Origin of the sequence: Microbacterium atlanticum (genome assembly GCF_015277815.1) — a bacterium.
Classification (GTDB): Bacteria; Actinomycetota; Actinomycetes; order Actinomycetales; family Microbacteriaceae; genus Microbacterium; species Microbacterium atlanticum.
The window spans coordinates 31608-44930 of sequence record NZ_CP063813.1; the positions used below are offsets into that span (position 1 = coordinate 31608).

A 13323-nucleotide genomic window follows, 5' to 3' on the forward strand; every position below is an offset into this window, starting at 1 on the left:
GTTCACGATAGCGGCGGACCCTCTCCGGGATCGTGGGCTTCTTGCACGCGCGCCCGGTGGCGGTCGCCGGGAAGGACGGCGACGCCGGCGAGCACCGCCGCGTCTTCGGCGTCGCGCATCGCCCGCCGCGCGGCATCGAGAGCCGCGACCGGATCCTGGGCCTGACGCGCTTCGGCCAGTTCCCGCTGGGCCGACACCAGGCGCGCCCTCGCGTCGGCGCCCGCGCGGGTGTGGGAGACGGATGCCTCGGCCTGCGCGATCGCGCCGCGCGCGGCCGCGAGCGTGCCGGGCAGTGCGGTGCGAGCGCCCCGCAGGCGCTGCTGGGCGGTGCGGGCATCGCCCAGCGCGAGATCCAGGCGGCTGCGTACGCGCGCGACGGCGTGGATGGTGCGGGTCGGGCGGCGGGCGGCATCCGTCTCAATGCGGTCCAGTTCGTCCGAGACCGCGTGCAGCTCCGCGCCGAGCCGCTCGGCGTCGGCGACCTCGAGGTGCTCGCGGGTGACGGACGCCTGGCGCAGCGCCGCACGGGCGGCCGACAGCTCTTCGGGCACGGCCTGCGCCGCCTGGAGCACGAGCCGATGCGTCTCCTCGAGGCTGCGCGCCTCGGCCTCCGCCCGGCGCAGCGCCCGCTCCGCGGCGGCGAGGTCGGCGAGTGCGCTGAGGGACGGGTCGGCCGCGCGGGCGGCGGCGTCATCGAGGTGGCGCTCGGCCGCCGTGCGCGCCTCGAGTGCGGCGTGCCCGGCGCGCGCGGCATCCCGCCACTCCTCCTCGGCGAAGCGCGACGACAGCTCCGCCACCAGGGCCGCCGGGTCGCCCATCGTCGAGCGGAGGGCGTCGAGTCGCCGCCGAGCCGCGTCGATCTGCCCGGACGCCGAGACGTTCGCGCGCACCCAGGCGCCGTGCTCGGCGCGGGCCGAGGCCACCTTCGCCAGCGCCTCCTCGGCATGGCGCTCGATGCGCGCCGACGCGCGGCGGATGTCGACGGGGACGAGTTCCGGATCGCTGAGGTCGCGGTACTCCTCGAACCCCTCGTCGCGGACGTGCTGCGCGGTGAGCCGCGCCCGCCGCAGCGACGGCGGGGCGTCGCCGCCGTAGAGAGCGCCCGACAGGCCGACCTCGAGCTCCAGCTCGGCGACCGCGTCATCGAGGCGGACGAGGGCGGCACCGGCGCGGGCGCGCTCCTGCTCCGCCGCCGCCCGCGCGCGCGGCGACCGGCGCGCGCGGCGCACCGCCCAGGCGAGGGCCGCAAGGGCGAGCGCCGTGACGCCGAACACGACCAGGGCAGGGATCACCCAGCCCGCGATCGCCGCGACGATGTCAGCCATCGGCGCCCATGGCGGCGGTTCCCGCGGGCTCGGGCGCGTGCTCGCGGACCAGCAGCAGCGCCCGCAGCCGGTCGACGTCGTCCACGACCGCCTGTGCGCCCTCCGACTCGTGCGGCCAGCTGAAGCCCCAGCGGACGAAGATCACCGGGACGCCCCGCTCGGCGCCGCCCTCCACGTCGTGGTGGCGGTCGCCGACGAGCACGGGCCGGCTGATGTCGACGCCGGCGGCGTGGAGGCGGCGCAGCGCCTCGGCCACGATGTCGGACTTGGCGCTGAGCGTCCGCTCGTCCGGGGTCGCCCCCACGATCGCGGTGAGCGACGGCGACAGGTCGAAGTGGTCCATCAGCGCGACCACCTGAACCTCGGGCTTGGAACTGGCGGTGGCCTGCGGGATGCCGGCGGCGGCGACATCCGTGATGAGCTCGGCGATCCCCGGGAACAGCCTGGCACCGGTCGTGTAGCCGTCCGCCTTGCCGAGGCGCCGGTAGAACGCGACGGCCTCGGTGGACTCCTCCGGCGTCATGCCGACGTTGACCTGGAACGACTCGTACATCGGCGGCCCGATCCAGTGCACGAGCTCGGCACGGGTGGGCGGGCGCTTGCCGAAGTGCTCGAGGCAGATCGTGAGGCGCCGGAGGATGCCGTCGGACGCGTCGACGATCGTCCCGTCCACGTCCCACAGCACACAGGTCCACGGCGATCGGCTCGGCATGCCGTCCAGCCTATTGCGCGCGCGCAGCGAGACGCCGTGCCGGCTCAGAACAGGCGCGGTGCCCCGGACTCGATGCCCTTCATGCCCTCGTAGTCGAGGGTGACGCAGCGGATGCCGCGATCCGCTGCCAGCACCTTGGCCTGCGGCTTGATCTCCTGGGCCGCGAAGACACCGGTGACCGGCGCCAGGCGCGGGTCGCGCCCGAGCAGGGCGAGGTAGCGCGTCAGCTGCTCGACGCCGTCGATGTCGCCTCGGCGCTTGACCTCGACCGCGACGGTCCCGCCCGCGGGATCGCGCAGCAGCAGGTCCACGGGCCCGATCGCCGTCGGGTACTCGCGGCGGACGAGGGTCAGGCCGTCGCCGATCACGTCGACCTGCTCCGCGAGGAGACGCTGGAGATCGGCCTCCACGCCGTCCTTCTGGAGGCCCGGATCCAGCCCCAGCTCGTGCGAGGTGTCGTGCAGCACCTCGTAGATGCGCACGAGGAGGGCATCGCCGGTCTTCGCGTGCGTCACGCGCCAGTGCTCGAGGACTCCGGCCGCAGCGGACTCGGCATCCGGGATCTCGACATCGAGCCGGCACGGCGGGCTCATCCAGTTCAGCGGCTTGTACGAGCCGCCGTCCGAGTGCACCAGCAGGCTCCCGTCGCCCTTGTGCACCAGCAGGCGCGTCGCGAGCGGGAGGTGGGCGTTGAGCCGCCCGGTGTAGTCGACCGAGCAGCGGGCGATGACGAGACGCACCCGAAGAGCCTAGTCTCCGTGCCCGCCGAAGCGGCGCCGAGGCGGTGCGTCGACTACCGTGAACATGCACGGCGGATGCGCGCCGCACTGAGCACCTCGCGCTCCGACGGCTCTCGCCGGCCTCCGCGCCCACCGCCTGCCCCACCGCTCGGCGGCCCGTCCCACCGCGCCGCCGACGCCCGCATCCGCCCCCACGGAGGAGAACCGATGACTTCGCGTCACCCCGATGCGACCGTGCACATCCTGTCCAGCACCGTCGCCCGGCTGCACGTCGGCACCGAGGTCGAGGAGGTCGTCGCGCCCGACCCGCGCGCGCTGCGCGACCGGATCGTCGAGGAGATGCGGCAGCTCGCCGCGTCGTCGGGCGAGCCGGCGCAGGCCACGCTCGTCGAGGGCACGTCGCGCTGGCCGCTCGTGGTGCACCCCGACGGCACCTACGCCGAGGCGCTCGACCCGGCCACGCCCGAGACCGGACGCATCCCCGTGACCGCCCCGCTTCCCGCCGTGCCCAGCGCATCCGTGACCGCCGCGCCCAGCGCATCCCTGGCCGCCCCGTTTCCCGCTGAGCCCATCTCCTCCGTGCCGGTGAGCGACGCCGCTGCCGCCGCCGACGTTGCCCTCGCCCCCGCCGCGCCCGAGGCCGCTGTCGCGCGCGACGTGGCTGCCCGCGAGCCCGCACGGCCGACCGTCCAGGACCTGCTCGAGTCGCGAGGCGGCGGCAGCACGCGACCGCGTGCGACCGAGGGGTGGCAGGGCTTCGTGCGCCGCGCCACCGGTGGCGCGGTCTCGCCGGCGCCCGGCCGCGCGGAGCAGGGGCGGCTCGACCGCGTGAAGCGGGTGCAGCGACGTCTCGACGCGCCGCGCACGATCGTCGTGCTCAACCCCAAGGGCGGTGCCCACAAGACCACCAGCACGCTCCTGCTCGCTGCGACCTTCGGCACATTCCGCGGCGGTGCGACGCTGGCGTGGGACAACAACGAGACGCGTGGCACGCTCGGGTGGCGTGCGCAGAGCGCGCCGCACCACCGCACGGCGGTCGATCTGCTGGAGGACCTCGACGAGTTCTGGAATCCGCAGGGGTCGAGCCTCGCCGCGCTCGACACCTACGTGCGCACGCAGGTCGACGCCCGCTTCGACGTGCTGGCCTCCGACGAGGACGCCGCGGCGTCCTCGACGATCGACGCCGCAGCGTTCGATCGGCTGCACGCGCTGCTGCGCCGGTACTACCGCCTCATGATCGTCGACACCGGCAACAACATGCGCGCCTCCAACTGGGTGGCCGCCGTCGACGCGGCCGACCAGCTCGTGATCGTGTCGACGGTGCGCGAAGACACCGCGGCCAGCGCCGCGTGGCTTCTGGACGGACTGCGCGAGAAGGGCTTCGGAGCCAAGATCGACGACGCGGTGACGGTGCTCACGGCGCCGTCCTCCCGACCCGACCGCCGTCTGGAGGCCCGCCTGTCGCGGCACTTCGAGCAGGTGACGTCGGCCGTGGTGAGCGCGCCGTTCGACCCGTCGCTCGTGGACGGCGGGCCGATCGACTTCGAGGCGCTGGCACCCGAGACGCGGGATGCGTGGCTCACGGTCGCGGCCACGGTCGCCGACCGGCTCTGACGCAACCCGCGCCCTGCGTCGGCGGGCGTCGCGGGTCGCTCAGCGGTGGGCGTGGCCGGCACCCACCTGCGACCCCGCGACCGGCTTGGCGGCGCCCGACGCGAGTCCCGACATCACGATGAGGCCGACGATGATCCACAGGGTCGGCAGGATGCCGATCTCGTGGCTGATCCAGCCGAGGATCGGCGGGCCGCAGAGGAAGGCGAGGTAGCCGATCGTCGCGGCGGCGGAGACGGATGCCGCGGCCTTGGCGGGATCGTCGGCCGCGGCCGACATGCCCAGGGGGAACCCGAGCGAGGCTCCCGCCCCCCACAGCGCCACGCCGACGAACGCGATAGGCAGGGACGGCGCCAGGATGAACATCACCAGTCCCACGCCGGCCGCGACGGCGAGGATCCGCAGCGTCCAGACGCGCCCGATCCGGTCGACGATCGGGCCGCCCAGGATGCGGAACACCGTCATCGCCACCGAGAAGACGGTCAGGGCGACCGCGCCGACCGCCTCGGTCTGGCCGTGCCCGTCGACCATTGCGATCGTGAGCCAGTCGTTGGCGCTGCCCTCGGCGAACGCCATGCCGAGCATGATCGCCCCGATGGCGTACGTGCGCGGATCGCGCCACACCGAGAGCACCTCGGCGATCCGCTCGCGCCTGGTCGTCGCCGTCGCGGGATCGTCATGGACCATCTCGCGCGTCGGCACGGCGCGGAGCGAGAAGAGCCCCGCGGCGAGCACGAGCACGCCGATGGCCCACAGGTGCCACCCGACGCCGACTCCCCAGGCCGCCATCGCCACCCCGATGCCGGCGCCGACGACCGTGCCGATGCTGAAGAAGGCGTGGAAGAGCGGCATGAGCGTGCGCTCGAAGGCCTGCTCCACCGCGGCCGCCTCCACGTTCATCATCACGTCGGTCGCACTCATGCCGATGCCCATCAGCCCGAGGCCGACCGCGGTGATGGCATACGACTGCGTGGTCTGCACGCCGAGGCCAACGATGGCGACACCGAGCGAGAAGGTGATGATCGTCGCGATCATCCCCCGCCGCGCTCCCCACCGGACCACGATCACGTTGGCGAGGGAGAGGCCGACGATGGAGGCGGCGCCCGCCACGAACAGCAGGACGCCGATCTGGAGGTCGTTGATGCCGAGGTCGTCCTTGACCGCCGGCAGGCGCGATGCCCACGAGGCGAAGCCCAGGCCCGTCACGAAGAAGATCGTGAAGATCGCGGTACGCCATGCGACGAGCTGCGAGCGGGTGAGCACGGTGTCCATCCGAACAGGGTAACGAATCGATTCGACATTGTCCGAATCGATTCGACCCCCCGCCGCCGCGCGGCTACGATCGTGACGACATGACCCGCCAGGATGCCGGCATCCGCCGCGCCACGATCTCGGACGTCGCCCGTGAGGCCGGCGTCTCGCCGTCGACTGCTTCGGTGGTCTTCAGCGGCAAGACGCCGGTGTCCGACGCCACCCGCCGTCGCGTCCTCGAGGCGGCGGCATCCCTCGGGTACACGGGACCCGATCCACGCGCGGCGTCGCTGCGGCGCGGCCGCTCCGGAATCGTCGGCGTCGTCTTCGAGGAGCACCTCGGCACGGCGTTCCTCGACCCGGTGAAGACCCTCATGATGGACGGCCTGGCCGACGCCGTCACGCCGCTCGGCGCCGGTCTGCTGCTCCTGCGCGATCACGAGCCGACGGGGAGCGGCCCGTCGCTGACGACCGCACCGCTCGATGCCGCGGTGCTCATCGGGTGCAGCGGGCTGCTGCGCGAGTCGCTCGAGACGGTCAAGGCGCGAGGCATCCCCGTCGTCGTCATCGAGGGGGATGCCGGCGGCGACGTCCCGCGCATCGGGCTGGACAACCGCGAGGCCCAGCGCCAGGCCGCCAGCCATCTGCGCGCACTGGGCCACCGCCGGGTGGCCGTGGTCGCCCTCCCCGCACGCGCCGGCTGGCAGCGCGGCTGGCTGCACGACGACACCGGGATCTCGGTCGACGTCACCCGCGAGCGACTCGCCGGCGCGCTGGACGTCTTCCCGGAGGCCGCGGCCTACGCGGCGGGCGGCAGCTTCATCGACGAGGGACTCGCTGCCGGTCGCGAGATCTTCGCCGACCCCGGCCGGCGGCCGACGGCCGTCATCGCCCAGAGCGACCTCCTCGCCGCCGGCGTGATCCGTGCCGCCGAAGAGATGGGGCTGCGGGTCCCCGACGACGTCAGCGTCACCGGCTTCGACGGCATCGTGGTCGACGGGCTCGCACCCTACGACCTCACCACCCTCGTGCAGCCCGCGACCGACAAGGGCCGGGCGGCCGGGGCGGCCGTCGCCGCCATGCTGGAGGGTGCGCCGGCCGCCTCCATCCGCTTCACGTGCACGTTCCACGAGGGCAACACCACCGGACCGCCTCCGGCGGGACCGGAGACCGACGGGTAGCACCGGCGAGCCCCGGCTCGCATGCCGGCCCCGGCATGGCTGGCGGGACCGTGCCGGCGCGGCCCGGGCGGGGTCGCTCGGCCGGTAGGATGGTTCGCGACACCCCGATCGCCTTGGTCCGCGCCGTCCCCCGACGTCCAGTGTGGCCGACGACCAGAGGAGGCTTGAATGCTCCTCGTCCTCGGCGCGTTCGCGGTCCTCCCCATCCTGATGCCCTGGCTCGTGGCACGCCTGGGCCCGCCGGCCTTCTACGTCGCGGCACTCCTCCCGATCGCGGGATTCGTGCACGCCGCCGTGCTCACCCCGGCCGTCATGGCCGGTGACATTCCGTTCGAGACATACGCCTGGATCCCGCCGCTCGGCATCGACATGTCGATGCGGATGGACACGCTGTCATGGCTCATGACCCTCGTGGTCACGGGCGTCGGCGCGCTCGTGATGATGTACTGCCGCTGGTACTTCCGCGGCAAGAAGGACAACCTCGGCCAGTTCGCCGCCGTGCTGCTCGCGTTCGCCGGCGCGATGTACGGCCTGGTCCTCACCGATGACCTCGTCGTGCTGGTGATGTTCTGGGAGGTCACCAGCGTGCTGTCGTACCTGCTCATCGGGTATTACAACCGCCGCGCGGCCAGTCGCCGTGCCGCACTCCAGGCGCTCCTGGTCACCACCCTGGGCGGCCTCGTGATGCTGATCGGCGTCGTGCTGCTGGTCGTGAAGGCCGGCACGTCGAGCATCGCGGCGATCCTCGCCCAGGCTCCGACGGGCGCCGTCGTCGACGCCGCCCTCGTGATGATCCTCGTGGGCGCCCTGAGCAAGTCGGCGATCTTCCCGTTCCACTTCTGGCTCCCCGGCGCGATGGCCGCTCCCACTCCCGTCAGCGCCTACCTGCACGCGGCGGCCATGGTGAAGGCGGGCATCTACCTCATCGCGCGCCTCGCGCCGGTGTTCGCCATCGCGCCCACGTGGCGGCCGCTCGTCGTCGGACTCGGCGCCTTCACCATGCTGCTGGGCGGGTTCCAGGCGCTCCGCGAGACCGACCTGAAGCGCGTGCTTGCGTTCGGCACGGTGAGTCAGCTGGGCATGCTGACCGTCGTGCTCGGCTACGGAACGCGGGATGCCGCGCTGGCAGGTCTTGCACTGCTCCTCAGTCACGCGCTGTTCAAGTCGGCCCTGTTCCTCGTGGTCGGGGTCATCGACCGCCAGCTGTCCACGCGCGACCTCACCGAGCTCTCGGGCGTCGGACGGCAGGCGCCGGTCATGGCGACGTTCTCGATCATCGCCGTGGCCTCGATGGTGGGGCTGCCGCCGACGATCGGGTTCGTCGCCAAGGAGGGTGTGCTCACCGCGCTGCTCCACGAGGCAGAGCACGGCGCGGTCTGGGGCATCGTCGCCCTCGCCGGCATCACCCTGGGCTCGGCGCTCACCGCGGCCTACGGCATCCGGTTCGTGTGGGGCGCCTTCTGGACCAAGCGCGAGCCGAACGGCGATCGCCTGCCCGAGACCGAGTGGCCGGATCCACCGATCGGCTTCCTGGTCGCGCCGATCCTCCTCTCGGCGCTCACGGTCGTCGCAGGGATCGCCACGCCCTGGCTCGACGCAGCGTTCACGCCGTACGCCGACGAGGCGCCGCTCGCGACGCCCGGCGTGCCCGCGCTCGAGCATCCGGCGCATCTGGCGCTCTGGCACGGTCTCGAGCCCGCCCTGTGGATCTCGCTCGCGACCATCATCGCCGGGGCTCTGGTGTTCTGGCTCACCCGCCGGTGGCGGCCCGCGAAGCGGCTGCTCCCCTTCACCGCCGCGGATGCCTACAACGGCGCGCTGCGCGGTGTGGCTCGACTCTCGGTGGTCACGACGGGCCTCACGCAGCGCGGCTCGCTGCCGGTGTACGTGGGGACGATCTTCGTGGTCTTCGTCGCGGCGGAGGCCACGGCCCTCATCGCGAGCGACGAGTGGAAGGCGTCGCTGGACGCGTACCACACGCCCACCCAGCTGTTCGTGGCGCCGCTCATGATCGCGGCCGGGCTGATCGCGATCCGCGCGCGCAAGCGCTACACCGGGGTCGTGCTGGTCTCGGTCACCGGGCTCGGCATGGTGCTGCTGTTCGCGACGAGCGGCGCCCCCGACCTGGCGCTCACCCAGATCCTGGTCGAGACCGTGACGCTCGTCGCCTTCGCGCTCGTGCTGCGGCGCATCCCGTCGCGCCTCGGCGAGCACAACGCCTCGGTGTGGCCGGTCGCCCGGGCCGTTCTGGGAGCGGCCGTCGGCGTCACGATGGCGCTCGTGGCGATCGTCGCGACCGGCGCCCGCGTGGCGGAGCCGATCTCGGGCGCCTTCCCCGACCTCGCGTACGAGATCGGCCACGGCCGCAATGTCGTGAACGTCGCCCTGGTCGACCTGCGCGGCTGGGACACGATGGGCGAGCTCTCGGTGCTGATCCTCGCGGCGACGGGTGTGGCATCGCTCGTGTTCGTCACCCACCGGGCCGACACGCTGTCGCGCTTCCAGCCCCTTCCCACCGGCGCCACACGCGCTCGCCGACCTCTCGTCGAGACGTCCGACGGGCTGAAGCAGAGCGAGGACGTGCGCGGCAGCGGACGGATGGCGTGGCTCGTGGGCGGGCAGCGCGTGCGTCCCGAGAACCGCTCGATCATCCTCGAGGTGATCGTGCGGGTGCTCTTCCACACGATCATCATCGTGTCGCTGTACCTGCTCTTCGCCGGCCACAACCTCCCCGGGGGCGGCTTCGCCGGCGGGCTCGTCGCGGGCATGGCTCTGGTCATGCGCTACGTCGCGGGCGGCCGCTACGAGCTCGGTGCGGCCGCGCCCACCGACGCCGGACGGCTCCTCGGCACCGGCATGACCATCGCCGTCGCCTGCGCGATCGTGCCCCTCTTCTTCGGCGCGGCGCCGCTGACCAGCCAGTTCTGGGAGGCCGAGCTGCCGGTGCTCGGCCACGTCGAGTTCGTCACGTCCACCATCTTCGACGTGGGGGTGTACCTCGTCGTGATCGGCCTCGTGCTCGACGTGCTGCGCAGCCTCGGCGCCGAGGTCGACCGGCAGGCGCAGGGTGCGCGCGAGGCGCAGGGGGTGAGCGTCTCGTGAACGTCTCGCTGGTGCTCATCATCGTCATGGCGGTGCTCTTCGCGTGCGGCGTGTACGCGATGCTCGAGCGCAGCCTCACGCGGGTGCTCATCGGGTTCCTCCTGCTCGGCAACGCCGCCAATCTGCTGCTGCTGATCGTGATGGGCGAGCCGGGGATCGCGCCGTTCTTCGGCTCGGGGCCGGTCGAGGAGATGTCGGACCCGCTGCCGCAGGCCCTCACGCTGACGGCGATCGTGATCACGTTCGCGGTCTCCGCCTTCCTCCTGGCCCTCATCTACCGCTCGTGGCAGCTCGGCCAGGCGGACACCGTCACGGACGACGCCGCCGACATCGAGGTGCGCGAGCGTGCCGCCGAGACCGAGGACACGATGGACGAGGAGACCGAGATCGAGGATGCCGACGACGACGCGACCACCGACTTCGTCGGCACGGCGACCGCGCCGATCATGATCCTCGGCGCTCGGGACGTCGCCGGCGTCCGCGACGACGCGCCGGTCGATCGTCCCGCCCGCCGTCGGGATGACGGAGGCGAGGACGCATGACCCCGTTCGCCCCCGCCCTCGTCCCGCTCCTGGTCACGCTGCCACTCCTCGGCGCCGCCGTCGCGCTCATCGCCGGCCGCCACCGCAAGACCCAGGTCGCGGTGTCGGTCGTGACGCTCACGACGGTGACGGTGGTCTCGGCGATCCTGCTCTACGTGGTCGATGTCGGCGACCAGGCGATCGCGGTGTCGGTGGGCGGGTGGCCGATCCCCTTCGGGATCGTGCTGTACGTGGACCGGCTCGCGGCGCTGCTCGTGATGGTCTCGAGCGTCGTGCTGCTGGCGGTTCTGCTGTTCTCCGTCGGGCAGGGCGCCGCCGACGGCGACGACGACACCCCGGTGTCGATCTTCCACCCGTCGTACCTCATCCTGGCCGCCGGCATCTTCAACGCGTTCATCGCGGGCGACCTCTTCAACCTCTACGTGGGATTCGAGATCCTCCTCGTCGCGTCGTACGTGCTCATCACGCTGGGCTCGACGGAGTCCCGCATCCGCACCGGCGTCGTGTACATCGTCGTCTCGCTCGTCTCGTCGATCCTCTTCCTCGCCGCGATCGCCATGATCTACGGGGCCCTCGGCACCGTGAACATGGTGCAGATCTCCGAGCGGGTGGGTGAGCTGCCCGCCGAGACCCAGACGATCCTCCACCTCATGCTGCTCGTGGCATTCAGCATCAAGGCGGCCGTCTTCCCGCTGTCGTTCTGGCTGCCGGACTCGTATCCGACCGCGCCGGCGCCGGTGACGGCGGTGTTCGCGGGCCTGCTGACGAAGGTGGGCGTCTACGCCATCATCCGCACCGAGACCCAGCTGTTCCTCGACAACAACGTCAACGACCTGCTGATGTGGGTGGCGCTGGCGACGATGATCGTCGGCGTCCTCGGAGCGGTCGCGCAGGCCGAGCTCAAGCGCATCCTCTCCTTCACGCTCGTCAGCCACATCGGCTACATGATCTTCGGGCTGGCGATCGCGACCCCGGCGGCGATCGGGGCGACCATCTACTACATGGTGCACCACATCGTGGTGCAGACGACGCTGTTCCTCGCGGTGGGGCTCGTCGAGCGCGATGCCGGGTCGACCTCGATCCTGCGGGTCAAGGGGCTCATGAAGGCGGCGCCGGTGATCGCCGTGCTCTACTTCATCCCGGCGATCAACCTCGGAGGGCTGCCGCCCTTCTCGGGCTTCATCGGCAAGTTCGCACTGTTCGACGCCGCGGCGCAGGTCGGCACGCCGATCATGATGGTGCTGATGGTGGGGGGCATCCTCACCAGCCTCCTCACTCTGTACGCCCTGATGCGCGCATGGAACCTGTCCTTCTGGCGCGAGGACGAGGACTCGGCCGAGACCGAGGCGCGCATCTCGTACCTCGGCGCCGCGCCCGCGGCCGGCATCGAGACCCAGCGCCGCGTGATCCCACGGATCATGACCGCCGCGACCACCGGCATGGTGGCGGTCACCGTGGCACTGACCGTGTTCGCCGGCCCGCTGTACGACGTGTGCACCCGTATCGGCGCGGCGCTGCTGCAGCCGATCTCGATCAGCCAGGTCGAGGACGACGCCGAGGTGACGGAGGGAGCGCCGTGACCGCGGATCTGGCCGATGCCCCACCGCCCAGCCGTCTGCGCCGGGCTGCCGCGACGGCGTGGCGGCAGCTGCCGTTCTTCGCCTGGCTCATCGCGCTGTGGATGCTGCTGTGGGGGCAGTTCACGTGGCTCGCCTTCCTCACCGGCCTCGTGGCCGCGCTCATCGTGACGCGGATCTTCCGCCTGCCGCCCGTCGAGCTGTCGGGTCGGCTCAACCTGTGGTGGGGGCTGGTGTTCGTCCTCCAGTTCCTCGCCGCGGTGCTGCACGGCTCGCTGGTCGTCGCGTGGCAGGTGCTCGACCTGCGCCGGCAGCCGGGCGCCGCCATCATCGCCGTCCAGCTGCGCACCGACGACGACCTCATCATGACCCACACCGGCGTGACGGCGTCCCTCATCCCCGGATCGCTGATCGTCGAGGCCGACCGCGACCGCCGCATCCTCTACCTCCACGTGATCGGGGTCGCGGACGCCGACGCGGTGGAGAAGCAGCGCGCGAGCGTGCTGCGCTGGGAGGCGCGCATCGTGCGCGCCGTGGGCTCTCGCGCCCAGCTGCGAGCAGTCCGCCAGGCGCTCGGATCGCACACCAAGGTGGCCGGCACCGGGTCGCACGCCGAAGGAGGCCCCGGGTGAACACACTGCTCATCGTCATCTACGTGGTCTTCGCCGCCGCCGCGCTGCTGACGCTGTGGCGCATCGTCATCGGGCCGTCGATTCTCGACCGCGCAGTGGCATCCGACGTCCTCCTCACCGAGGTGCTGTGCGTGCTCGGCGCGGAGATGGCGATCAACCAGCACACGCGGACTCTGCCGGTCATGCTGATCATCGCCGCCGTCGGCGTGTTCGGGTCGATCTCGATCGCCCGCTTCGTCGCGAGAAGGGACCAGGAACGCTGATGGACCACGCACTGGACCCTGCCGTCGTCCTGGACTGGATCGCGCTCGCGCTGATCCTCGCCGGCGCGCTGCTGTGCCTGACAGCCGCGATCGGCGTGCTGCGCTTCGGCGACGTCCTGACCCGTCTGCACGCGGCCACGAAGCCCCAGGTGCTCGGCCTGATCCTCATCTGCCTGGCGATCGCGCTGTCGCTGCGGTCGTGGCCGGTCGTGGCCTTCCTCGTTCCGGTCGTGCTGATCCAGCTCGCCACGGCGCCGCTGTCGGCGCACATGGTCGGCCGCCAGGCGTACCGCAACGGCACCATCGACGAGACCGGGCTCCTGGTCGACGAGCTCGCCGAGTCCACGCGAACCCCGCCCGCCGCCGGTGGCTGAACGCACCGGCTGC

At 72.2% G+C, this 13323-nt stretch carries 12 protein-coding genes; 8 read left to right on the forward strand and 4 right to left on the reverse strand.

Features of this window, described 5'->3' with window-relative positions; translation table 11 throughout:
• Positions 1-2: 2 nt before the first annotated feature.
• Genes IR212_RS00170 through nucS form a run of 3 tightly spaced genes read right to left on the reverse strand, consistent with a single transcriptional unit; the run spans position 3 to position 2777 of the window.
• The gene (locus tag IR212_RS00170) at positions 3-1325 is read right to left on the reverse strand and encodes a hypothetical protein (RefSeq protein ID WP_228479400.1); all 1323 of its coding nucleotides are present in this window, start codon (positions 1323-1325) and stop codon (positions 3-5) included.
• Entirely contained in the window at positions 1318-2037 is a 720-nt protein-coding gene (locus tag IR212_RS00175; protein ID WP_194397047.1) for an HAD hydrolase-like protein, read from the reverse strand. The genes IR212_RS00170 and IR212_RS00175 overlap by 8 nt, the downstream gene beginning before the upstream one ends.
• Before the next feature lie 44 nt (positions 2038-2081).
• Positions 2082-2777: an endonuclease NucS gene (gene nucS / locus IR212_RS00180; RefSeq protein ID WP_194397048.1), complete on the reverse strand. Its 696-nt coding sequence runs from the start codon at positions 2775-2777 to the stop codon at positions 2082-2084.
• Between the two features lie 207 nt (positions 2778-2984).
• Here nucS and IR212_RS00185 point away from each other — a divergent pair, with 207 nt between their 5' ends.
• Positions 2985-4391: a chromosome partitioning protein gene (locus IR212_RS00185; RefSeq protein ID WP_194397049.1), complete on the forward strand. Its 1407-nt coding sequence runs from the start codon at positions 2985-2987 to the stop codon at positions 4389-4391.
• Positions 4392-4430: 39 nt separating this feature from the next.
• On the opposite strand, the gene IR212_RS00190 is transcribed toward IR212_RS00185, so the two are convergent.
• On the reverse strand, positions 4431-5660 hold the full coding sequence (locus tag IR212_RS00190) for an MFS transporter (RefSeq protein ID WP_194397050.1): 1230 nt from the start codon (positions 5658-5660) through the stop codon (positions 4431-4433).
• 80 nt (positions 5661-5740) lie between these two features.
• On the opposite strand from IR212_RS00190, the gene IR212_RS00195 reads away from it, so the two are divergent.
• The 7 genes from IR212_RS00195 to mnhG all read left to right on the forward strand — a co-directional run bounded on the left by IR212_RS00195 (position 5741) and on the right by mnhG (position 13310).
• Complete coding sequence (locus IR212_RS00195; protein WP_194397051.1) at positions 5741-6820, forward strand: LacI family DNA-binding transcriptional regulator; 1080 nt, start codon at positions 5741-5743, stop codon at positions 6818-6820.
• Positions 6821-6988: 168 nt separating this feature from the next.
• The gene (locus IR212_RS00200; protein ID WP_194397052.1) at positions 6989-9922 is read left to right on the forward strand and encodes a Na+/H+ antiporter subunit A; all 2934 of its coding nucleotides are present in this window, start codon (positions 6989-6991) and stop codon (positions 9920-9922) included.
• Positions 9919-10464 carry a Na(+)/H(+) antiporter subunit C gene (locus IR212_RS00205; protein WP_194397053.1) on the forward strand — a complete coding sequence of 182 codons (546 nt, stop codon included), beginning with the start codon at positions 9919-9921 and terminating at the stop codon, positions 10462-10464. The genes IR212_RS00200 and IR212_RS00205 overlap by 4 nt, the downstream gene beginning before the upstream one ends.
• The gene (locus IR212_RS00210; protein ID WP_194397054.1) at positions 10461-12044 is read left to right on the forward strand and encodes a Na+/H+ antiporter subunit D; all 1584 of its coding nucleotides are present in this window, start codon (positions 10461-10463) and stop codon (positions 12042-12044) included. Before IR212_RS00205 ends, IR212_RS00210 begins: the two co-directional genes overlap by 4 nt.
• The gene (locus tag IR212_RS00215) at positions 12041-12673 is read left to right on the forward strand and encodes a Na+/H+ antiporter subunit E (protein WP_420488606.1); all 633 of its coding nucleotides are present in this window, start codon (positions 12041-12043) and stop codon (positions 12671-12673) included. The genes IR212_RS00210 and IR212_RS00215 overlap by 4 nt, the downstream gene beginning before the upstream one ends.
• Positions 12670-12936 (forward strand): MrpF/PhaF family protein, encoded by a 267-nt coding sequence (locus IR212_RS00220; RefSeq protein ID WP_194397055.1) that lies wholly within the window; start codon positions 12670-12672, stop codon positions 12934-12936. The genes IR212_RS00215 and IR212_RS00220 overlap by 4 nt, the downstream gene beginning before the upstream one ends.
• Positions 12936-13310, forward strand: coding sequence for a monovalent cation/H(+) antiporter subunit G (gene mnhG / locus IR212_RS00225; protein ID WP_194397056.1), 375 nt, complete (start codon positions 12936-12938; stop codon positions 13308-13310). Before IR212_RS00220 ends, mnhG begins: the two co-directional genes overlap by 1 nt.
• The last annotated feature ends 13 nt before the right edge of the window (positions 13311-13323 follow it).